At 66.3% G+C, this 21,557-nt stretch carries 25 protein-coding genes and 1 tRNA gene; 17 read left to right on the top strand and 9 right to left on the bottom strand.

What is annotated here, in order from left to right:
- Positions 1-2: 2 nt before the first annotated feature.
- Entirely contained in the window at positions 3-158 is a 156-nt protein-coding gene (locus ACSQ8Y_RS04135; protein ID WP_436265191.1) for a hypothetical protein, read from the bottom strand.
- Positions 159-274: 116 nt separating this feature from the next.
- On the opposite strand from ACSQ8Y_RS04135, the gene ACSQ8Y_RS04130 reads away from it, so the two are divergent.
- From ACSQ8Y_RS04130 to ACSQ8Y_RS04085, 10 genes are all read left to right on the top strand, one after another.
- Positions 275-736, top strand: coding sequence for a putative metalloprotease CJM1_0395 family protein (locus ACSQ8Y_RS04130; RefSeq protein ID WP_436265190.1), 462 nt, complete (start codon positions 275-277; stop codon positions 734-736).
- A gap of 87 nt (positions 737-823) precedes the next feature.
- Positions 824-1,036: a hypothetical protein gene (locus ACSQ8Y_RS04125; protein WP_436265189.1), complete on the top strand. Its 213-nt coding sequence runs from the start codon at positions 824-826 to the stop codon at positions 1,034-1,036.
- Between the two features lie 75 nt (positions 1,037-1,111).
- Entirely contained in the window at positions 1,112-2,065 is a 954-nt protein-coding gene (locus ACSQ8Y_RS04120; protein WP_436265188.1) for a hypothetical protein, read from the top strand.
- 123 nt (positions 2,066-2,188) lie between these two features.
- Positions 2,189-3,358 (top strand): methyltransferase, encoded by a 1,170-nt coding sequence (locus tag ACSQ8Y_RS04115; protein WP_436265187.1) that lies wholly within the window; start codon positions 2,189-2,191, stop codon positions 3,356-3,358.
- Between the two features lie 49 nt (positions 3,359-3,407).
- Positions 3,408-3,484 (top strand) — tRNA-Met (locus tag ACSQ8Y_RS04110).
- A gap of 157 nt (positions 3,485-3,641) precedes the next feature.
- Positions 3,642-5,303, top strand: a complete 1,662-nt coding sequence (locus ACSQ8Y_RS04105) for an acid phosphatase (RefSeq protein ID WP_436265186.1) — start codon at positions 3,642-3,644, stop codon at positions 5,301-5,303.
- Between the two features lie 99 nt (positions 5,304-5,402).
- Positions 5,403-5,627 carry a hypothetical protein gene (locus tag ACSQ8Y_RS04100; protein WP_436265185.1) on the top strand — a complete coding sequence of 75 codons (225 nt, stop codon included), beginning with the start codon at positions 5,403-5,405 and terminating at the stop codon, positions 5,625-5,627.
- A gap of 187 nt (positions 5,628-5,814) precedes the next feature.
- A complete protein-coding gene (gene dbpA, locus ACSQ8Y_RS04095) occupies positions 5,815-7,227 on the top strand; it encodes an ATP-dependent RNA helicase DbpA (RefSeq protein WP_436265184.1) in 1,413 nt (470 codons plus the stop codon).
- 58 nt (positions 7,228-7,285) lie between these two features.
- Entirely contained in the window at positions 7,286-7,672 is a 387-nt protein-coding gene (locus tag ACSQ8Y_RS04090) for a VOC family protein (protein WP_436265183.1), read from the top strand.
- Between the two features lie 142 nt (positions 7,673-7,814).
- Positions 7,815-8,015 (top strand): hypothetical protein, encoded by a 201-nt coding sequence (locus tag ACSQ8Y_RS04085; protein WP_436265182.1) that lies wholly within the window; start codon positions 7,815-7,817, stop codon positions 8,013-8,015.
- A 77-nt stretch (positions 8,016-8,092) separates the two neighbouring features.
- Here ACSQ8Y_RS04085 and ACSQ8Y_RS04080 read toward each other — a convergent pair whose 3' ends face one another.
- The 3 genes from ACSQ8Y_RS04080 to ACSQ8Y_RS04070 form a co-directional block, all read right to left on the bottom strand.
- Positions 8,093-8,551: an acyl-CoA thioesterase gene (locus ACSQ8Y_RS04080; protein WP_436265181.1), complete on the bottom strand. Its 459-nt coding sequence runs from the start codon at positions 8,549-8,551 to the stop codon at positions 8,093-8,095.
- Positions 8,552-8,579: 28 nt separating this feature from the next.
- Positions 8,580-8,945, bottom strand: a complete 366-nt coding sequence (locus ACSQ8Y_RS04075; RefSeq protein ID WP_436265180.1) for a hypothetical protein — start codon at positions 8,943-8,945, stop codon at positions 8,580-8,582.
- Between the two features lie 123 nt (positions 8,946-9,068).
- Positions 9,069-9,218: a hypothetical protein gene (locus ACSQ8Y_RS04070; protein WP_436265179.1), complete on the bottom strand. Its 150-nt coding sequence runs from the start codon at positions 9,216-9,218 to the stop codon at positions 9,069-9,071.
- Between the two features lie 210 nt (positions 9,219-9,428).
- Here ACSQ8Y_RS04070 and ACSQ8Y_RS04065 point away from each other — a divergent pair, with 210 nt between their 5' ends.
- Entirely contained in the window at positions 9,429-9,617 is a 189-nt protein-coding gene (locus tag ACSQ8Y_RS04065) for a hypothetical protein (RefSeq protein ID WP_436265178.1), read from the top strand.
- A 9-nt stretch (positions 9,618-9,626) separates the two neighbouring features.
- Here the strand turns inward: ACSQ8Y_RS04065 and ACSQ8Y_RS04060 are convergent, their stop codons facing one another.
- Complete coding sequence (locus ACSQ8Y_RS04060) at positions 9,627-9,791, bottom strand: hypothetical protein (RefSeq protein ID WP_436265177.1); 165 nt, start codon at positions 9,789-9,791, stop codon at positions 9,627-9,629.
- Between the two features lie 135 nt (positions 9,792-9,926).
- Here ACSQ8Y_RS04060 and ACSQ8Y_RS04055 point away from each other — a divergent pair, with 135 nt between their 5' ends.
- The 6 genes from ACSQ8Y_RS04055 to ACSQ8Y_RS04030 all read left to right on the top strand — a co-directional run bounded on the left by ACSQ8Y_RS04055 (position 9,927) and on the right by ACSQ8Y_RS04030 (position 16,543).
- Complete coding sequence (locus ACSQ8Y_RS04055) at positions 9,927-10,784, top strand: FAS1-like dehydratase domain-containing protein (protein WP_436265176.1); 858 nt, start codon at positions 9,927-9,929, stop codon at positions 10,782-10,784.
- Between the two features lie 17 nt (positions 10,785-10,801).
- Positions 10,802-11,962, top strand: a complete 1,161-nt coding sequence (locus tag ACSQ8Y_RS04050) for an acyl-CoA dehydrogenase family protein (RefSeq protein WP_436265175.1) — start codon at positions 10,802-10,804, stop codon at positions 11,960-11,962.
- 10 nt (positions 11,963-11,972) lie between these two features.
- A complete protein-coding gene (locus ACSQ8Y_RS04045) occupies positions 11,973-13,151 on the top strand; it encodes a CaiB/BaiF CoA transferase family protein (RefSeq protein ID WP_436265174.1) in 1,179 nt (392 codons plus the stop codon).
- A gap of 136 nt (positions 13,152-13,287) precedes the next feature.
- A complete protein-coding gene (locus ACSQ8Y_RS04040) occupies positions 13,288-14,655 on the top strand; it encodes an MmgE/PrpD family protein (protein ID WP_436265173.1) in 1,368 nt (455 codons plus the stop codon).
- Complete coding sequence (locus tag ACSQ8Y_RS04035) at positions 14,652-15,512, top strand: HpcH/HpaI aldolase/citrate lyase family protein (protein ID WP_436265172.1); 861 nt, start codon at positions 14,652-14,654, stop codon at positions 15,510-15,512. The genes ACSQ8Y_RS04040 and ACSQ8Y_RS04035 overlap by 4 nt, the downstream gene beginning before the upstream one ends.
- 32 nt (positions 15,513-15,544) lie before the next feature.
- Positions 15,545-16,543, top strand: coding sequence for a TRAP transporter substrate-binding protein (locus ACSQ8Y_RS04030; RefSeq protein ID WP_436265171.1), 999 nt, complete (start codon positions 15,545-15,547; stop codon positions 16,541-16,543).
- Here the strand turns inward: ACSQ8Y_RS04030 and ACSQ8Y_RS04025 are convergent, their stop codons facing one another.
- From ACSQ8Y_RS04025 to ACSQ8Y_RS04010, 4 genes are all read right to left on the bottom strand, one after another.
- Entirely contained in the window at positions 16,544-17,443 is a 900-nt protein-coding gene (locus ACSQ8Y_RS04025) for a LysR substrate-binding domain-containing protein (protein ID WP_436265170.1), read from the bottom strand.
- Positions 17,444-17,483: 40 nt separating this feature from the next.
- Positions 17,484-17,849, bottom strand: a complete 366-nt coding sequence (locus tag ACSQ8Y_RS04020; RefSeq protein WP_436265168.1) for a hypothetical protein — start codon at positions 17,847-17,849, stop codon at positions 17,484-17,486.
- Between the two features lie 70 nt (positions 17,850-17,919).
- Complete coding sequence (locus ACSQ8Y_RS04015) at positions 17,920-19,617, bottom strand: glycoside hydrolase family 30 protein (RefSeq protein ID WP_436265167.1); 1,698 nt, start codon at positions 19,615-19,617, stop codon at positions 17,920-17,922.
- Positions 19,618-19,702: 85 nt separating this feature from the next.
- Complete coding sequence (locus ACSQ8Y_RS04010; protein ID WP_436265166.1) at positions 19,703-21,541, bottom strand: hybrid sensor histidine kinase/response regulator; 1,839 nt, start codon at positions 21,539-21,541, stop codon at positions 19,703-19,705.
- Between the last annotated feature and the right edge of the window lie 16 nt (positions 21,542-21,557).

The raw sequence follows: 21,557 nt of genomic DNA, 5'->3' as shown, positions 1-21,557 counted from the left end.
CGCTAGCGCACCGGCACCTCGCCGCGCTCGACTTTCACCATGTCCCAGCCCAGCTCGCGGCGTATTTGCGCCGGGTCGGGCGGGGGACGGCGCTCCACCAGTTTTTTCTGCAACCACTGGCGGACGGCTTCCTTGCTAGGTTGTTTCTTCTGATCCACAGCTGGCCTCTTTGAGCAACGATCGGATACCTGTTCAACGCCGGCCGGGATTTTCAGTTGACCGCGCGGCGCCGAATACAACACTTTGTTACGTATTTTGCTAATATGGAATGGTCATGAGCATCAGCGCCATTTCACCGGTTTCACCGGCAGCCAGCGCGGCCGCGCCGTCCAGCGTGCAGGCCAAGGTCCAGCTCACGCCCGAACAACTGGCCCAGATCGCCAAACTGAAGGCGCGCGACACCGAAGTGCGGCAGCATGAACTGGCACACTTGTCGGTGGCGGGCGGCCTGGCCAACTCCGGCCCCAGCTACACCTATCAGCGCGGCCCCAACGGCGTCAGTTACGCTGTCGGCGGCGAAGTCAGCATCGACACCTCGCCCGGCGCCACGCCGCAGGAAACCATCAGCCGCGCCCGCACCATCCAGGCCGCCGCCCTGGCCCCGGCCGAGCCGTCCGGCCAGGACCGCGCCGTGGCCGCGCGCGCCCAGCAGCTGGAACAGCAGGCGCGCGCCGAACTGGAGCAGGCTTACACGCCTGCCGAGGCCGCCAGACCTGCCATCGACACCTATGCCTGAGCCCTGGCCTGCCCGCAGCCTTGCTGCCCCGGCCCGCGCCGCTTCCCCGGCAATGCTAAAATCCCCTCTTTTCCCGCGAGCCAGACCATGTTGAAAGCCCCCCGAACGCTGACCTTCAAATGCGTAAAATGCAATAAATCGGTACAAGTTTTCCTGCAAAAAGTATCGGCCTGCTCCCACATCCAGCCCTACCAGGGCATATGCGGGTGCGGCGAAGTGAAGCGCCACGCCACCGGCCAGAAGGACGCCGTGGCCTCCTATCTGGCCTCGGAAGACGGCAGCTGGTCCCATCACCATTGATCGAACCGCCGGACGGGCGCTAAAGAATCCGGCGTTTCTGCCGATATATCAGGAAACCCGTCAATAGGTGCCGCGATGTCCACTATCTCCCCCCTGAGCCCACGCCAGTTCCAGCCCGCCAGCCTGCCCGTCGCCAATCAGCAAACGGACAGCAAGAACTTGCGCACTGGCAATTCCTCCCTGGTGGAGAAGGCGCAGAACGATTTAGTGTCCTTGTCCAAGAACGGCATCGACCTGCAGCAGCGGGTCGAATCGCTGGGCAACTCCACAGTGGACCTGGCGCAGAACCTGCTCGGCAGCTTCGCGCAGCAACTGTTCGGCGATTCGGCCAAGGGCGCGACGATTTCCTTCGACGCCGTCAGCCTGGACACCTCGTCCAGCTTTGCCGCCGGCGTGCAGCACAGCGAAAGCGCCGGCGGCACGACCAACGCGGCCGCCTTCAGCCTGACGGAAAGCTCGCATTTCCTTGGCACCGGCACCATCACCACCGCCGACGGCCGCAAGTTCGATTTCGAAGTGGAAGTCCAGTACGACTACGCGCTGGAAGCGGCCGCCAGCCAGACCACCAGCGGCGGCCCCGGCAACTCCGAAGCGGCCCAGGCCGCCAAAGCGGCGCGTTCGGCGGCCGATCCGCTGCCTGCGGTCGAGTTCCCGGACATCAAGTTCCCGGGCAGCCTGCAGGATCTGTTCCGCCTGTTCGACAAGCCGCTCAAGTCCGACATCGTGCAGGAAGACAAGCAGCAAGGCGCGCAGCAGGACGGCGCCAAACAGAAGCTGGGCACGCTGTCGCTGCGCCTGCTCAACCTGGTCAACAGCACCGAAGCGCTGGACACCTACGGCCTGCAGGGCGACAAGGCCAAGGCCGTGGCCCACGCCTACGGCACGCAGGACGGCGCGACGCCGGCCATCCCTGCCAAGCCGGTCGTTGGCGGCCCTGCCGAGCCAGCCACCCCGGCCGTGCCTGCCGCGCCCGTGAAGCCGGCGCCGGACATCAGCACCGAGCCGCAGACCGACGGCGCCGCCGCTTAATCAGGCAGGCACCCGGGCGCGCAACGCGGGGCCGCCTGGCCGGCCCGCGTATAATATGCACTCTTATCCAGAACCGCCGCCCTCACGCGGCGGTTCTGCCGTTTACTACAGATTGAAGATTCTATGACCGCAGCCACTCCCGAAGCACAAACCATCCACTGGACCGAAAACGGCGAGGACCGCTCGGCCCGCTGGCGCTCCGAGAGCGGCATGCCGCCGCCCAAACGCGTCATGCTCATCGACGACACCACCAATGCCGATACGGCCTACCGCCTGGCCTGCGAAGGCACGGCCCTGATCTGGAAGGGCGACTTCCAGAATGCGCGCCAGCTGCTGCAGGCGCTGGCCCGCCGCGCCGACCACAAGGGCAGCGGCAGCGCCAAAGCCAAAAAGAACAAGGCGCCGAAAGTGCCGGCCACCGTCACCGAAGCGTTCCACTTGCACCGCCAGGCGCAATCGCAGCGCGGCCGCACGCTGGCCATGCTGCTGATCCCGTTCGAAGCCGACTACACCATACCGCTGCGCCGCGCACCGGACGTGAAGCTGGCCTGCAACGAAGCCTACGGCCGCGGCGAAGAAGCGTTCGCGATGTCGCTGCGCGAGCTGCTGGGCGTGATCGGCGCGCACGAATGGCGCCGCAACGGCGTCGAAATCCCGGCGCTGGACGACCGCATCCACCCGCACTACGGCGTGTTCTCGCCGGTGCGCGGCGAATACGTGGCGCTGGTAAACGAAGCGCCGCTGCCGAAGAACGCCAAGCTGGCCTTCGACATCGGCGTCGGCACCGGCGTGCTGTCGGCCGTGCTGACGCGGCGCGGCATTGCGCGCGTGGTGGCCACCGACCAGGACCAGCGCGCGCTGAGCTGCGCGCGCGAAAACCTGGTGCGCCTGGACTTGAGCGACAAGGTCGAGCTGGTGAAGGCCAATTTATTCCCCGAAGGCCGTGCGCCGCTGGTGGTGTGCAACCCGCCGTGGGTGCCTGCGCGCCCGAGTTCGCCGATCGAGCATGCCGTGTACGACCCGGACAGCGCCATGCTGCGCGGCTTCCTTGGCGGCCTGAAGGACCACTTGACGCCCGGCGGCGAAGGCTGGCTGATCCTGTCCGACCTGGCCGAGCACCTGGGCCTGCGTCCGCGCGAGCAATTGATGGAGTGGATCGCCGCCGCCGGCCTGAAGGTGGCGGACCGCCACGACGTGCGCCCGACCCACGCCCGCGCCGCCGACGCGACCGACCCGCTGCACGCCGCGCGCGCCGCCGAAGTGACATCGCTGTGGCGTTTGGTGGCGGCCTAAAAAGGTCCTTGCGGATAACGGCAGGCTTGTATATAATTCGGGCCTCAGACGCGGGGTGGAGCAGTCTGGCAGCTCGTCGGGCTCATAACCCGAAGGTCACAGGTTCAAATCCTGTCCCCGCAACCAGATTCAAAAAAGCCGCTGATTCTTGCAAAGGAATCAGCGGCTTTTTCCTTTGCGCTGCACAAAGCGGATCTTTGACATCTGGCAAAACAATCGGCACTTTTCGCATGCCGCAGTGATAAACTTTGCAGCTTGCAAACAACTCATCCAGGAGCCGCGCGTGAAGGAAAAGAATAAGGACCAGCAGATCGCACCGGACGATCTTCCCGCCAACCTCACGCGCCGCCGCATCTTCCAGGCCGCCGCGGCGACCGGCCTCGCCGCCACGGTGCCGGGCGTCGCCAGCGCGGCGCCGGCCAAGAAGCTCGCCGCCGGCTCGCTGGACGCGAAACTGAAGACGCACGTGAAAAACGTGGTCGTCATCTACCTGGAAAACCGCAGCTTCAACAATCTCTTCGCCGACTTCCCCGGCCTGGCCTCGCCGATGCCGGCCACGCTGTCGCCCGCCTACCTCCAGAAGGACTACGACGGCTCCGTGCTGCCTGCGTTGCCGAAAATCTGGGGCGGCATGGTGCCGCAGTCGCAGACCATAGGCGGCAAGACCTACGAGATCAAGGAAGAACAGATCAAGGATTTGCCGAACGCGCCCTTCAAGCTGAGCACGCCGGACGGCAAGCTGCTGCCCGAATCGGTCATCACGCGCGACCTGTGGCACCTGTTCTACCAGAACCAGATGCAGATCAACGGCGGCAAGAACGACGGCTTCGTCGCCTGGGGCAACACCGGCGGCATGCCTATGGGCTACTACGCGGAGACGGCCAGGAACCTGGGCCTGTACCAGCTGGCGCGCCAGTACACGCTGTGCGACAACTTCTTCATGGCGGCCTTCGGCGGCTCCTACCTGAACCACCAATTCCTGATCTCCGGCCGCACGCCGGAATACTTCAACGCGGCCGACACCGCCGCCAAGAAGAAGATCTGCGCGCTGGCCGACGGCCCGGCCGGCACCCGCCTGGCCGTTGCGCCGGACAGCCCGGCCTCCGCCATGGATGGCAAGCCGAAGTATGTGAACGACGGCGCCATCACGCCGGACGGCTATGCGGTCAACACCATGGCCCCGCCTTACCAGCCGAGCTGGGTGCATCCGGCCCCGGGCGGCGACAAGCAGCTGGCCGACCCGGACGACGCCGCTACGTTGCCGCCGCAGAGCTACACCACCATCGGCGACCTGCTGTCGGCCAAAAATGTGAGCTGGGCCTGGTATGGCGGCGCATGGCAGGCCGCGCTGGACGCCAACGGCGGCGGCCCGAAACCGAATTTCCAGTTCCACCACCAGCCTTTCAACTACTTCAAGCAGTTCGCGCCCGGCACCGCCATGCGCGCCGAGCACCTGCGCGACGGCGGCCTGGGCGACAGTCCGATGTCGAACCGCTTCCTGGCCGACGTTGTGGCCGGCAAGCTGCCGGCGGTGACCTTCTACAAGCCGCAGGGCAATCTGAACCTGCACGCGGGCTACTCGGACATCGAGTCGGGCGACCAGCACATCACCAACGTCATCGCCCACCTGCAGAAATCGCCGCAGTGGAAAGACATGGTCGTGGTCATCACCTTCGACGAGAACGGCGGCTGGTGGGACCACGTGGCGCCGCCGAAGGGAGACCGCTGGGGCCCGGGCTCGCGCGTGCCGGCCATGGTGGTGTCGCCATACGCCAGGAAAGGCGCGGTCGACCACAGCTTCTACGACACCACCTCCATCCTGCGTTTCATCACCCGCTTGCACGGCCTGCCGCTGCTGGACGGCCTGAAGCTGCGCAACGATGCCTTCGCCGCGCGCGGGGCGATGCCGCCGGGCGACCTGACCGCAACGCTGAGTTTCCGCTAAGCCACTATACCCGCCACGGCGGCAGGGCTTTGTGATACACTGCGTGCCGCTTTAAATATATCTGAGCCCGACTGATGCAGCCGGGCTTTTGTTTTTGAAATGAGAGACAAAAAAGACAACGCGACATTCGACCTGCCCGGCTTCATGCCGGCCGCGCCGCTGGAGCCGGAGCCCAAGCGCCCGCCTCCGCCGCGCGTGCGTCGTGCCGTCTTGAAACAGGAACAGCTCGAACTGCTGGAGGCGACCGACAACAGCGGCCTGCCGGTCTGGCAGCGCGAAGAGGGCCTGGACGTAACGGGATTGCCTGTCTGGCGCCACGACTGAGGCCGCCTCAACAAGGCCGCAGCGTTGTTGTGGCTCCTAGCCGTGCAGGCGCACTGTCTTCTCGCCAGGCCTGGCCGCGGCCGTGTTGGGACGGCCTCACCAATTTGCAAGTCCGCCGTGAGCGGACACCGTGTGCGCACCTGCTAGACTGTGCGCACTCCCCTACTTTTTTACCGGGTCCGCCACCATGAATTCTGATTCCTTCCACAGCCTGCCGCTGACGCCTGCCTTCCTGGCCAACCTCGACATCCTCGGCTACACGCAAATGACCGGCATCCAGGCGCAGAGCCTGCCGGCGGTGCTGGAAGGGCGCGACCTGATCGCCCAGGCCAAGACCGGCAGCGGCAAGACGGCCGCCTTCGGCATCGGCATGCTAAGCAAGATCAACCCGGTCTGGTTCGCCACCCAGGGCCTGGTGCTGTGCCCGACGCGCGAGCTGGCCGACCAGGTCGCCAACGAGCTGCGCCGCCTGGCGCGCGGCGTGGGCAACGTCAAGATCCTGGTGCTGACCGGCGGTTCGCCGATGCGCCCGCAGATCGCCTCGCTCGAGCATGGCGCCCACATCGTGGTCGGCACGCCCGGCCGCATCCGCGACCACCTGAGCCGCAAGACGCTGGAACTGGGCACCGTCAACACGCTGGTGCTCGACGAAGCCGACCGCATGACCGACATGGGCTTCTACGACGAGATCGCCGGCATCGTGTCGGCCTGCCCGAAACGCCGCCAGACGCTGCTGTTCTCGGCCACCTACCCGGACGACATCCGTGTCGCCACCGAAGCCTTCCTGGCCGACCCGGTCGAAGTGACCGTGCAGGCGCAGCACGACAACAGCAAGATCGAACAGCGCTTCTACGAAGTGGGCTTCGACGACCGCGACGCCGCCGTCGGCAAGCTGCTCAAGCATTACCAGCCGGCGTCGGCCATTGCCTTCTGCAACACCAAGGTGCATTGCCGCGAGCTGGTGGAATCGCTGCGCGCTGAAGGCTTCACGGCGTTGGCCCTGTACGGCGAACTGGAACAGCGCGAGCGCGACGAGATCCTGGTGCTGTTCTCCAACCGCAGCGCCACCGTGCTGGTGGCCACCGACGTTGCCGCGCGCGGCCTCGACATCGCCAACCTGGAAGCGGTGATCAACGTCGACGTGTCGAAGGACACCGAGGTGCACATCCACCGCATCGGCCGCACCGGCCGCGTCGAAGAGCAAGGCCTGGCGCTGTCGCTGTGCGCGCCGAACGAGAAAAAGTGGGTCAAGCTGATCGAGGAATACCAGGGCAAGCCGGTCGAATGGCACTCGCTGAAGGAGCTGCCGAACGACGAGTACGCGCAGGGCGACCCGGCGCCGTTCATGACGCTGTGCATCCTGGCCGGGAAGAAGGAAAAGCTGCGTCCGGGCGACGTGCTGGGCGCGCTGACCGGCGACGCCGGCTTGTCCAAGGAGCAGGTGGGCAAGATCAACGTGTTCGAATTCATGACCTATGTGGCGATCGACCGCCGCGTGGCCTACGAGGCGTTCGACAAGCTGAGCAAGGGCAGCCGCGAAGGCGCGGACTTCGGCAGCTTCAAGGGCCGCAACTTCAAGATGCGCTTCATCGAAGTATAAGCACTGGGCTGTGTCTTCTGATAAAGTTGATTCACGCAATCAACTGCAGGGGACAGGGATGAGAATCGGATTAGCCGGCGTCATGGTGGACGACCAGGAGAAGGCACGCGCCTTCTATACCGAGGTGCTGGGCTTCGCCGTCAAGACCGACATCCCGATGGGCAATTTCCGTTGGCTGACCGTGTTTTCTCCCGAAGGCGCCAAAGGCGTCGAACTGGTGCTTGAACCGATCGGCTTCCCGCCCGCGCACGCCTACCAGAAGGCCCTCTACGACGCCGGCATCCCCGCCACCGCCTTCATCACGGACGACATCGCAGGCGAATTCGTCCGCCTGAAGGAAGCCGGCGTGGTGTTCCGCGGCGAGCCCAGCGACATGGGGCCCATCACCGGCGTGCTGTTCGAAGACACTTGCGGCAACCTGATCAACCTGGTGCAGCCCGCCTGAGGCCAGGTTTGCGCGCAAAATTGCACGATTGCAGGCCTGACCCCAGTCTCACAGCCTCAAAATGCACGAATGCAGGCCTGACCCCAGGTTTTGGCGGTAGAATCTTAAAATGACGAAACGACAAGTTCCAAGGGGAATACGCATGGATCAGACGATGAATCAATCGGCCGGCCGCCCGCTGCACCCGCGCGCCGACAACAAGACCCGCGAAGTGGTTGACCAGGCTATCGCCGCCGTGCCGGCCGTGGGCTTGCGCCAGGCCGCCGAGTTCCTGTCGGCGATGAAGGTGCCGCACTCGGTCGCGCTGCGCACCCTCGTGTACCCGCAGCGGCGCCGCAACTAGCCGCCATCGTCCCCGCGCATTGCGCGCGGCCGGGGTCGCTCAGCAGGGCTTTCCGTTTGCCGGAAGGAGCATTGCGGCTACTTGCGCGCCACTTGCTGCCGCGCTGCCTTGCGCAGCTTGGCTTGCTCGAACCGCGCTTTTTGCTCGTCCGTTTCCGGCACCAGCGCCGGCACGACCACCGGCTTGCGGTCCTTGTCCACCGCCACCATCGTGAAGTAGCAGCTGTTCGCGTGCCGCACCAGGCGCTGCTGGATGTTCTCCGTCACCACCCGTATCCCTACTTCCATCGACGTGTTGCCGGTGTAATTGATCGACGCCAGGAACGTCACCAGCTCGCCCACGTGTATGGGCTGCAGAAACATCACCTGGTCCACCGACAGCGTCACCACATAACTGCCCGAATAGCGGCTGGCGCAGGCGTAGGCTACGCTGTCCAGGTACTTCAGGATGGTGCCGCCATGCACATTGCCGGAAAAATTGGCCATGTCGGGCGTCATCAGTACCGTCATCGTCAGCTCGTGGGCAGACCAGTGCATTGCGCTATCCATCGTGGACCTTCTAAAGTTAGTTGCCTTGGGATTCGATGTCGGCCAGCGACTCGCGGCCTTTGTCGGTGATGTCGTAGCCGCCTTCGCGCGCCACGATATGCGCCTTCTTGCCGAGGAAGGTGGCAACATCGTTGTCGAGCTTGACGTCGCCGCCGGCCGCGACCGCGCGCAGACCCAGGATGCAGCGGCGCAGGAACAGCGCCTGCTGGCCCTTGTCGGTCAGCGTGATGTGACCGTTGCGGGCGACGTTGAACAGCTTCAGTCCGGACAGCCGCTTGGTGTTGCGGCCGATGCATGCGCTGATGCGCTCGCCCAGTTTGAGGCCGCGTGAGACCTCTTTCAGAGCGTCGTATTCGTCAGCGGATAGTTTTTCGTTTTTCATTGCCTAAATTCCAAAAGAGTCTTGCGGCCCTCATGGTACGCGCCCTGTAGCGTCAGGGCAAGGCAATGCGCACGAGCGTAGCAACGCGCGTAGCAGCGCCAGCGGCAGCCGGGCGGCGGGTTTTTAAGCCAGCGCCTGAACGGCAAACCACGCCACGGCGGCCCCCGCGACCAGGGTGCACAGCAGGAAAGCCTGTGCCCGCTTGGTGCCCAGGGCATTCAAGGCGGCGTGGCGGCGGCCCAGATAAATTTTATTGTGTAAGGAATTGCCCATGATGGCCTCCGAGATCAATAAACCGAATGACGATGATTCATTATAGGAATAGATCGGTGACGGCTTTGTGACGGCTGGCACAATCGCGAAAATTTGTAGCTATCGAGCAACGGCCTTTCATTCAAACCAATATTGTCCACGCGGCTACGGCGCGCCATGGCCCCCTCCTCCCTGCTACGCTTTTTGGGCATTCAACCTTCGGAGGCGCGCATGAACCGGACTATCAAGACCCAGGCGACCCAGCCCCAGCCTGAACCGAACCAGGGCGAAAACAGCGACGGCCATATGCTCGACGAGCCGGATATCGGCGGCGGCCGCAAGACGCCGGCCGAGCACGAAATAGACAAGGAAATCAAGCAGATCCCACGCAAACCGGGCGGCGGCGCGGCGCCGGACTGACGTTGCGCGTCAGTCCGCCTTGATCGGCGGCTGGCGCGGCACCGGCTCCTCGATGGGCGGCACTTCGGGGATGGGCGTATTGTCCGGCGGCGGATCTTTTTCCGGTTCCGGCGGCGGGATGTCCGGCTCGGGCGTGATGTGCGCCCGGATGAAGGCACTGACGATGCGGCTCATGGCGTTCTCCTGTGGTCTCGTGCGGCGGGCGGCTGGCCTCAAGCGCAGGCGTAGCCCCCCTTCCAAAATGGTGAATTGTGGCTCGCCGACGCGCCCCCTACACTTGCTCATCACCTCATTCCCGACGAGCCGACCATGAATCCCGACACCGACGACATTACCCTGCTTCAGCAGTGGACCGGCAAGAGTGAAACCCTGCACGACGTGGTGCGGCCGGAAGCGGTAGCCGCGCTGGCTGCCACCCTAGACTATCCGAGCGCGCCACAGCACGGCGCACCCTTGCCGCCGTTGTGGCACTGGATCAATTTCTGGAGCGTGGCGCCGCAGTCCGGCCTGGGCCCGGACGGCCACGCCCGCCGCGGCGGTTTCCTGCCGCCGGTGCCGCAGCCGCGCCGCATGTGGGCCGGCGGCCGCCTGACCTTCCCCGGCACGGTGCCTGTCGGCGCCGCCATCAGCCGCAGCTCCACCATCCTCGACGTCTCGCGCAAGAACGGCGCCGCCGGCCAGCTCACCTTTGTCACCGTGCGCCACGAGATCCACCACGCAGGCCAGCTCGCCATTACCGAGGAGCATGACATCGTCTACCGCGACATGCCGGCGCCCGGCAGCGCCGGCCCGGCGCCGAGGATGCCGCCGGGCGAAGCGCAGTGGTCGCGCAAGATCGTGCCGGACCCGGTGCTGCTGTTCCGTTACTCCGCGCTGACCTTCAACGGCCACCGCATCCACTATGACCGCAGCTACGTGACTGAAGTGGAAGGCTATCCCGGCCTCATCGTGCACGGCCCGCTGATCGCGACCATGCTGATGGAGCTGCTGCGCGCCCAGCTGCCCGAGGCGCGCGTGGCCGAGTTCAACTTCCGCGCCGTCTCGCCGCTGTTCGACACGGCGCCGTTCACGGTGTGCGGCCGCCGCAACGACGACGGCAGCGCCACGCTGTGGGCAGCGAACCACCGTGGCGAACTGGCCATGCAGGCCGAAGCCAAACTGGCATAAGAACCCGAGGAAAACCCATGCACACCCCGCTGCAAGACCATCAGGACATCCGCGACGCCATCCGCGCACTGTGCGCCGAATTCCCGGCATCCTACTTCCGCGACATCGACCAGCAGCGCGGCTACCCGGAGGCCTTCGTCGACGCGCTGACCAAGGCGGGCTGGCTGGCCGCGCTGATCCCGCAGGAATACGGCGGCTCCGGCCTGGGGCTGACCGAGGCGTCCGTCATCATGGAGGAGATCAACCGTTCGGGCGGCAATTCCGGCGCCTGCCACGGCCAGATGTACAACATGGGCACCCTGCTGCGCCACGGCTCGCAGCGGCAGAAGGAGTTCTACCTGCCCAGGATCGCCAGCGGCGAACTGCGGCTGCAATCGATGGCCGTCACCGAGCCGACCACCGGCACCGACACCACCAGGATCAAGACCAGCGCCGTCAAAAAGGGCGACCGCTACGTGGTCAACGGCCAGAAAGTGTGGATCTCGCGCGTGCAGCATTCGGACCTGATGATACTGCTGGCGCGCACCACGCCGCTGGCCGAGGTGACCAAGAAGTCCGAGGGCATGTCCATCTTCCTGGTCGACATCAAGGACGCCATGGCCGGGGGCATGTCGGTGGTGCCCATCCTGAACATGGTGAACCACGAGACCAACGAGCTGTTCTTCGAGAACCTGGAGATCCCGGCCGAGAACCTGATCGGCGAGGAGGGCAAGGGCTTCAAATACATACTCGACGGCTTGAACGCGGAGCGCACGCTGATCGCCGCCGAGTGCATCGGCGACGGCTACTGGTTCATCGACAAGGTGACCAAATACGTCAACGAGCGCGTGGTGTTCGGCCGCCCCATCGGCCAGAACCAGGGCGTGCAGTTCCCGATCGCCAAAGCCTACGTCAACCTGGAGGCGGCCAACCTGATGCGCTACAAGGCCTGCGAACTGTTCGACGCGCACCAGCCCTGCGGCACGCAAGCCAATATGGCCAAGATGCTGGCGGCCGACGCGTCGTGGGAGGCGGCCAATGCCTGCCTGCAGTTCCACGGCGGCTTCGGCTTCGCGCACGAGTACGACGTGGAGCGCAAATTCCGCGAGACCCGCTTGTACCAGGTGGCGCCGATCTCGACCAATTTGATCCTGTCTTTCGTGGCAGAGCATGTGCTCGGCATGCCACGCTCGTTCTGAGGAGCCTCCCATGCGTCCGCTCGATGGCATCACCGTCATAACGCTGGAACACGCGATCGCAGCGCCGTTCTGTACGCGCCAATTGGCCGACCTTGGCGCGCGCGTGATCAAGGTGGAGCGGCCCGGCGTGGGCGACTTCGCCCGCGCCTACGACGCCCGCGCGCGCGGCCTGGCTTCGCACTTCGTCTGGACCAACCGCTCCAAGGAAAGCCTGACCCTGGACGTGAAGCACGAGGAAGCTTTCCCCATCCTCGACCAGCTGCTGGCCGATGCCGACGTGCTGGTGCAGAACCTGGCGCCCGGCGCGGCGGCGCGCCTCGGCCTGTCCTACGCCGCGCTCAAGGACAAGTACCCGCGCCTGATCGTGTGCGACATTTCCGGCTACGGCGCGGACGGGCCTTACCGCGACAAGAAGGCCTACGACCTGCTGATCCAGAGCGAGTCCGGCTTCCTGTCCATCACCGGCTCGGCGGACGAACCGGCCAAGGCGGGCTGCTCGATCGCCGACATCGCTGCGGGCATGTACGCGTACAGCAACATCCTGGCGGCGCTGATCCAGCGCGGCAAGACGGGACAGGGTTGCAATATCGACGTGTCCATGCTGGAGAGCATGGCCGAATGGATGAGCTATCCGCTGTACTACGCGATGGACGGCGCCGCGCCGCCGCCGCGCGCGGGCGCCGCGCACGCCACCATCTATCCGTACGGCCCCTTCCCCGCCGGCGACGGCAAGACCGTGATGCTGGGCTTGCAGAATGAACGCGAGTGGGAGCTGTTCTGCACCAAGGTGCTGCTGCAGCCGGAGCTGGCGCGCGACCCGCGCTTCTCGTCGAACGCGGCGCGCACGGCGGCCAGGCAGGAGCTGCGGCAGCTGATCGTGGACGTGTTCTCGGCGCTGACGGCCGAACAGGTGATCGCGCGGCTGGACGGCGCGCAGATCGCCAACGCGCACCTGAACGACATGCACGATTTGTGGCAGCACGCGCAGTTGAAGGCGCGCGAGCGCTGGGTGGAGGTGGCCACGCCGGCGGGGCCGATGCCTGCGCTGCTGCCGCCCGGCGTGCCGAACACCTACCAGGCGCGCATGGACGGCGTGCCGGCGCTGGGACAGCACACCGAAGCGATCCTGGCGCAGCTGGGCTACGGCGCCGAGGCCATCGCCGCCTTGCGCGCCGAGCATGCGATTTGACTATGCGCTCACCGCGTCATCCCGCATCGGCGGACCGTCGCGCAGGCGGTGATCCATAGAGCGCCGGGCAGGACGCGGTGCATGGGTCCCCCGGTTCCGCGAGGACGACAAGGTAACGAATTCGGAGACCGTACGAATGAACGCAACGAACCACCCCAGCCTGGCCCTGGCCACCTTCGCCGCCACGCTGCAATACGATGACATCCCCGACGCCGTGCTGCGCCGCGCCGAGGACCTGCTGCTGGACTGGGCCGGTTCCAGCCTGGCCGGCAAGGGCGCGCGCCCGGTTGAAACCATTGCGCGCTACGCCGACAATATGGGCGGTGGCAAGGTGAACGGCGGCCCGTGCGAAATCCTGATCTCCCGCTCGCACACCACGCCCATGTTCGCCGCCATGGTCAACGCCGCCGCTTCCCATTACGCCGAACAGGACGACGTCCACAACGGCTCCGTGTTCCACCCCGCCGCCGTGGTCTTCCCCGCTGCGCTGGCCGTGGCGCAGTCGCTCGGCAGCTCCGGCAAGGAATTGCTGACGGCCGCCGTGGCAGGCTACGAAGTGGGCATCCGCGTCGGCGAATTCCTGGGCCGCCCGCATTACAAGATCTTCCACACCACCGGCACCGCCGGCACCATCGCGGCGGCGGCCGCCGCCGGCCGCCTGCTCCAGCTCACTGCAGAACAAATGCTGCACGCCTTCGGCTCGGCCGGCACGCAGGCGGCCGGACTGTGGGAGTTCCTGCGCGACGGCGCCGACTCCAAGCAGCTGCACACCGCCAAAGCGGCCAGCGACGGCCTGATGTCGGCCTACCTCGCCCTCAACGGCTTCACCGGCGCCCGCCGCATCCTCGAAGGCGCGCAAGGCATGGCCGCCGGCATGACGCGCGAGGCCGACCCGGCCAGGCTGACCGGCGGCCTGGGCACGCGCTGGACGCTGGCCGAGACCTCGTTCAAGTTCCACGCCAGCTGCCGCCACACCCACCCCGCCGCCGACGCTTTGCTGCAAGCGATGCGGCAATATCAGCTGACGCCGGACCGGATCGCCAGCGTCGACTGCCATGTGCACCAGGGTGCCATCGACGTGCTGGGCGCGGTGGCCGAGCCACAAACTGTCCACCAGGCAAAGTTCTCCATGGGTACGGTGCTGGGTCTGATCGCCCATTTCGGCAACGCGGGTTTGACCGAATTCAAGGACAGCTTCAACGCGCCGCAGATTGCCGAATTCCGTGGCAAAGTACATATGGCGCTGGACCCGGAAGTGGACCAGGCCTATCCGGCGCGCTGGATAGGCAAGGTCACGGTGACCACCACCGACGGCCGCGCCCTGCAAGGACGTGTCGACGAACCGAAAGGAGACCCCGGCAACACCCTGAGCCGCACCGAACTGGAAGAAAAAGCCGCCCGCCTGGCCGCCTTCAGCGGGGCCGCGACGCCGGCCGAAATGGCCGCCCTGGCCGACAAGATCTGGTCTATCAGCCGCACCACCACCTTGGGAGATCTCTTATGAGCACTGCCGCACATGCTGCCCCACCCGACGCCAGGCTGGCCCTGGCCCATTCCTTCCTGTTCGTGCCGGGCGACCGGCCGGAGCGCTACGCCAAGGCCTGCGCCTCGGGCGCGGACGCGGTGATCATCGACCTGGAAGACGCCGTGGCCCCGGCCGACAAGGGCGCCGCCCGCGACGCGCTGGCCAACTGGCTCGATAGCGCCGAAGGCCGCGCACCGCACGTGCCGGTGCTGGTGCGCGTCAACTGCGTTCACTCCGGCTGTTTCGGGGACGACCTGATCCTGTGCCACCGGCCCGGCATCGCCGGCATCGTGCTGCCGAAGGCGGAGCGCGTGGCCGACGTGGCCAGCGCCTCGTCCAGTGCGCCGCTGTTCCCGCTGATCGAAACCGCGCTGGGCTTCGCCAACCTGAGCCAGATCACCGCCGCGCCGCGCGTGCAGCGCCTGCTGTTCGGTGCGCTCGACTTCCAGCTCGACATGGGCATCCACGGCGACCGCGACGAGCTGCTGTTCTTCCGCTCGCAGATCGTGCTGGCTTCGCGCCTGGCGGGGCTGCACGCGCCGGTGGACGGCGTCACGCTCGACATCGGCGAAGACGGCCCCACCGAGGACGACGCCCGCTATGCGCACCGCCTCGGCTTCGGCGGCAAGCTGTGCGTACATCCCGGCCAGCTCGATGCGGTCAACCGCGCCTTCCTCCCTTCGGCCGACGAAGTGGCATGGGCGCGGCGCGTGCTGGCGGCAGCCGAGGGCGCGCGCGGCGCGGCCGTGGCGGTGGACGGCAAGATGATAGACAAGCCGGTACTGTTGCTGGCCCAGCGCATTGCCTCCGAGGCGGCGCGAAAGAGCATGCATTGAAACACCTTAAAAAACCATAATCAGGAGACACCATGAAATTGCAATCCCTGCTGTTTGCCGCCATCGCCATGTTCGCGGCCGGCGCGCAAGCGCAAAGCCCCATCGTCATCAAGTTCAGCCACGTCGTTGCGCAGGACACACCGAAAGGCAAGGGCGCGCAGCGCTTCAAGGAACTGGCCGAGGCGGCCACCAAGGGCCGCGTGAAAGTGGAGATTTATCCCAACAGCCAGCTGTACAAGGACAAGGAGGAACTGGAGGCGCTGCAACTGGGATCGGTGCAGATGCTGGCGCCTTCGCTGTCCAAGTTCGGTCCGCTGGGCGTGAAGGAATTCGAGGTCTACGACCTGCCCTACATCCTGCCCAGCAAGGCGGCGCTGGTGCGCGTAAACGAAGGCCCGGTCGGCCATTCCCTGCTGAAGAAGCTGGAGCCCAAAGGCATAGTGGGGCTGGCGTTCTGGGACAACGGCTTCAAGGAAATGACGGCCAACAAGCCGCTCCGGATGCCGGCCGATTTCAAGGGCCTGAAGCTGCGCATCCAGTCGTCCAAGGTGCTGGACGCGCAGATGCGCGCGCTGGGCGCCAATCCGCAGGTGCTGGCCTTCTCCGAGGTCTACCAGGCCATGCAGACCGGCGTGGTCGACGGCAGCGAGAACACGCCGTCCAACATCTACACGCAGAAAGTGCATGAGGTGCAGAAGCACCTGACGGTGTCGGACCACGGCTACATCGGCTACGCCGTCATCGTTAACAAGAAATTCTGGGACGGGCTGCCGGCGGACATCCGCACGGCGCTCGACGGCGCCATGAAGGAAGCCACGCGCTACGCCAACGACATCGCGCAAAAGGAAAACGATGCGGCGCTGGATGCGATCCGCAAGTCCGGCAAGACCGAGGTCTACACGCTCACGCCGCAGGAGAAGGCCGCCTGGCGCGCGGCGCTGCTGCCGGTGCAAAAGACCATGGAGGACCGCATCGGCAAGGAGCTGATCGCCACCTTCAACAAGGAAGCCGCCGCCGCCGAAGGCAAATAATCAGGCGGCCGGCGCTTCCATATTGCAGATGAAGTCCACCAGCTCGCGCGCGTACAGCGGCAGCGCGTCGAGCTTCTGGACCACCACGCTGCGCTCGCGCACCGCCCACGGTTCCGTCAACTCCACCAACGCCAGCTTCAGGCTGAGGCTCAGGCGCAGCGCCGACGAATGCGGCAGGATGGCGATCCCCACATTATTCTCCACCATGCGGCACATGGCTTCGAAGCCGCGCACCTGGATGCGCAGCTGCAGGCGCTGCCCCACCTCGCTCGCCGCGCGGGTCAGGAAGTGCTGCAAGGTGCTGCCCTCATGCAGGCCGATGTGCTGGTAGTCCAGCGTCTCCGCGAAACTGATCTTGCCCATCGCGGCCAGCGGATGGTCCAGCGCCGTCGCCAGCACCAAGCGGTCGGTTGAAAACGGTATCACCTCCAGGCCCGCGCCCTGCACCGGGCCGGCCGCGATGCCGATATCGGCCGTGCCCTCCTGCACGCCGCGCACGATGTCCTGGTTCAGGCGCTCTTCCAGCGCCACGTTCACTTGCGGATGCACGCCCAGGAAGCGGCCCAGCACTTCAGGCATGAATTCGGTGACGGCGGTGGTGTTGGCGAAGATGCGGATATGGCCCTTGATGCCATTGTTATATTGCTGCATCTCGCTTTTCATGCGCTCGACCAGCTGCATGAACTGCTGCGCGTAGGCCAGCAGCGTCTCGCCGGCCGGCGACAGCTGCACGCCCTTGTTCTCGCGGTACAGCAAGCGGGTGCCGAAGCGCGCCTCCAGCTCCTTGACCCGGTTGCTCGCCGCCGCCAGCGACATGTGCATGCGCTCGGCGCTGCGGGTCAGGCTCTTGAGCTCGGCGATGTGGATGAACAGGCGCAAATCGGTCAGGTCAAACAGCATGGCGCTCCTCTTGGCTAAGCGCCGATTCTACGCCAGATAGCTAACGTTGAGGTGACGGCTCGGCCGGCGCAGCCGGTGCAGATGGCATGGCCTGCGGGGCCACTTGGATCGGCGGCGCCGGGAAAGTCTGTGACGCATCCCTCGCCCTTCCGTGGTAAAGAAAGCCGAACACCACTGCGATGATGAGGCCAACCAGCCAGCGCTGCACGATGCGGATCTCTCGGCCCAGTTCGGCAAGTCCCTTGTGCAGCTCGTCTTTCGTGACGTAATTCGATTTGATGACGGCGACGTCTATCTTGACAGCGGACATGTCCGTCTTCAAAACCGAGACGTCGGACGCAAGGGCGTCGACTGCCGTCTGCAGCACGGCAGTGCTCGTCTCCAAAGCTGCGATGCGATTTTCCATACCCGACATGGTGCTCCGCGCTACCGGCCACGTCAACCGAAGCGCTGACCAGCCTTGATCATCCGCAAACCTAGGGCAAGGGGCGCCATGTGAAGGTGGCGATGCTGGCCGGAGGGAGCGTGGCGCTGAAGCCGAGGGCGGCGGCGCGCACGGAGAAGGGGCGCGCTTCGGCGCCGGAATTGACGGCGATCAGGACCAGCGTGCCGTCGGGGTTTTCGAAGGCGGCGCTGTCGAGGCCGTCCTGGCTGGCGCTGGAGGCGATGCGCCAGGCGCCGGGCCGCACGAAGCGGCTGGCGTGGGCCAGCGCATAATATTCGACGTTGCGCACGACGGCGCCGTCCGCGCCCACCGTCACCACGCCGCGGCAGCCACGGCAGCCGCCGATGCGCGGGCCGCCCTGCTCGTCCAGCGCGAGGTTGCCGAACAGGATGCCGCGCGCGTTGCCGCGCGTCGCACCTAGCACCAGCGTACGGCCGAAATGGGTCAGGTTGTCACTCCACGCGGGCGCCCAGGCGCCGCCGGAACACTCGGTGATGTAGGCGCTCTTGCCGGGGTGGGCCTCCGCCACGGCCGCCTGTGCGGCGACGTCGCCTGCATAGCAATGCCATGCGACGCCGGCGATGTATTTGCCGGCGTCCTTGTCGGCGAGCACTTTGAGCGGTGCCTTGGCGTTGTCGCGGTTGCCGTCCCATTCGAGTATCAGCGGGCCTTCGTCTTCCAGCAGCGGGCCCAGATGCTTGCCGATCAGCGTTGCGCGCGCCGCCTCGTCCAGGCGCATGCCCGGCGTGTCGGCCGGTTCGGCGTGCGGCTCGTTTTGCAGCGTGATGGCGTGGATGGGGACGCCCTCTTCCAGATACACGTCGGCGTAGCGTTTCAGGTAGCGGGCGTAGGCTTCGTAGGCTTCCGGCTTGAGAGTGCCTTGCAGCAGGCTGCCGCTGGTTTTCATCCAGCCGGGAGCGCTGCCGGGCGAGGCGATCAGCTCCAGATCGGGGTTGTTGGCGAGCGCATCCGTCAATAGCGGCAGCAGGTAGGCGCGGTCGGGATCGATGGAGAATTGGGCCAGTCCGTCGTCACTGAGGCCGGGCGCAAGATCGTCGTAGCTGTACTGACTGCGGGCGAATTCGGAGCCGCCCAGGTAGAGGCGCGCAACGCTCAACGCGATCCCGGGCGGCGGGCCGAACAGCTCGGCCAGCAGGGCTTTGCGCTGGACGGGCGCGAGGCGTTGCTTCAGCAGCCAGGCTGACGAGTCGCTCAGGGCCGCGCCGAAGCCGGCCATCTGCTGGTGGCGCCGGCCGCTGTCGACGGTGATGGTCAACGGGCCGGCCGCCAAGGAGCCGGCGGTCTCCACGCCTTGCGACCATGGGGTAAGCGGACGCGGCAGCGTAGCCAGCTGCGCGTCTGGCTGGCGCCGCAGCAATTGAGTCTGGTCGCCGGTAGTGAGCCAGAATGCGATTTTCCCCGATGCGGGCGCATCGGGCGACGACAGGCCGGATAGCTGCGGCGCTGTGCCGGCCGCGCGCGACGCTGTCGACACCGGGAGCGCACGCCCGCCGGACGCCGCAGCGCCGGGGGTACCGGCGTCTCTGCCTGCAGCCTTGTCCGCCGGGATGGCGGGTGCAGCTGCGCGCGCACCGGCAGTCGCTCCGGGCACCTTGCCACCCGCTGGGCCAGGCGGCGCCGGTTTCTTGGCGAACCATCCGCCCGCACAGCCGCCAAGCGCGAGTATCTGCGCCAGCGTCAGTACGGCGAACAAGGATTTTCTCAGCATGGCAGACAGTTGCAAACAGTTAATCAATCAGTATTGCTGATCCGGAAAATATTAGCAAACGCTCGCCTGCATGCCTGTGGCCCCTTCATGCGGCCGCGCCGCCGTCCAATATCGCCACAATCTGGTCGTAGCCTACCGGCTTCACCAGGTGCACCTGGAAGCCAGCTTCGAAGGCCATCTGCCTGTCCTTCTGCTGGCCCCAGCCGGTGACCGCAACCAGCGTCGTGTTGCTCAGCCCCGGCAATTGCCGCAGCGCGCGCGCCAGGTCGTAGCCGTTCAGCTTGGGCATGCCGATGTCGAGGAAGGCGAAATCCGGCGCGAACGCGTCAGCGATGCCGAGCGCGCTCAGCCCCTCGTGGCACACGCGCACCGTGTGGCCGGCGGCGCGCAGCAGATTGCCGATGCCGTCGATGAAATCGGCGTTGTCGTCCACCAGCAGGATGCGGTAGGCCATGCGGTCCCGCCCGGTCCCGGCCGGGACCGCCTGCGGCGCGGCGGGCGCCGCCACGACCGGCAGGCTCACCGTGAATTCGCTGCCCAGCCCCGGTCCGCCGCTGGCCGCCGTGATTCCGCCGCCGTGCAGCTCGGCCAGCTTCTTGGCCAGCGACAGGCCCACGCCCAGGCCGGCGGTGCTGCGCTCCAGCGAAGTGTCGGCCTGCACGAACATTTCGAAGATCGCCCCCAGCATGTCCGGCGCGATGCCGATGCCGTTGTCGCGCACGCGGATGCGCAATTGCCCGTCTTCCAGCGCGGCGCGCAGCGACAGTTCCCCGCCGCGGTCGGTGTACTTGGCCGCGTTGTTGAGCAGGTTGGACAACACTTGCGCCAGCCGCGTGGCGTCGCCGTCGAGGTAGACCGGCGCCGTCGGCAACTCCACCGCCAGGCTATGCCCGAGCGCGGCCACGTAGGGGCGCACCAGTTCCAGCGCGTCGCCCACCACCGCGTGCAACTCCACCTGCTCGCGCTGGATGGCCAGCTTGCCGGTGTTGATGCGGGACACGTCCAGCAAATCGTCCACCAGCCGCACCATCTGCTTGAGTTGCCGCTCCATGATGGCGCGCGCCTTGTCGCCCGCCGCGCGGTCCTCGACGCTGATGCGCAGGATGTCGAGTCCGGTCCGGATAGGCGCCAGCGGGTTGCGCAGTTCGTGCGCCAGCGTGGCCAGGAATTCGTCCTTGCGGCGGTCGGCCAGCAGCAGCGCCCGCTCGGCGCCCTGGCGCACCGTCATCTCGTGCTCCAGCGTCTGGTTGGCTTGCTGCAGCGCGTGCGCGCGGCGGCCCACTTCGGCCAGCATATTGTTGAAGGCCGCCACCAGCGTGCCGATCTCGCCGCCGGTGTCGGTGGGCGGCACGCGCAGGCTGAAGTCGCGCTTTTGCATCACCTCGCGCGCCACACCGGTCACCGCCGCCAGCGGCCGCGTGATGCCCTGCTGCAGCCGGCTCGCCACCAGCGCCGCCAGCAACAGGCTGAGCAGCATCACGCCGCCCAGGATGGCGGCGTAGCTGCGCACCCGTTCCAGCAGTCCGTAGCGCGCGCTCAGATAGACGGAGCCGATCACCTCGCCGTTTTCGACGATGGGGTGGTTCACCACCAGCCGCCCGCCCTCGATGCTGTAGCCGGTGCGGCCCGGCCGGGCCGGAAACACCGGTGTGTCCTCCACCGACTGCGCGTAGGCGGCGAACAAGCCGCCGCCGGCGGTATAGATGGCGCCGGCCTGGATTTGCGGCCGCACCCGCAGCAGCGACAGATTCTGCCGCGCCGCCACCGGGTCGTTGAAGCTGATCGCCGGCGTGCTGACGGTGGCCACGATCTCGGCCTGGGTGGTCATGTCGTCCACCCAGTACTGCTGGTAGGAATTCAGGTCATACAGCAGCATGGCGATCGAGGCGGTCACCAGCGCCACGAAGGTGGTTGCGAGCGCCATGACGATCAACTTGCCG

Origin of the sequence: Pseudoduganella sp. LjRoot289 (assembly GCF_964252925.1) — a bacterium.
Taxonomy (GTDB): domain Bacteria; phylum Pseudomonadota; class Gammaproteobacteria; order Burkholderiales; family Burkholderiaceae_D; genus Rugamonas.
Note: the sequence above shows the minus strand (reverse complement) of the source record. Positions and strands in the feature narration are given on the sequence as shown.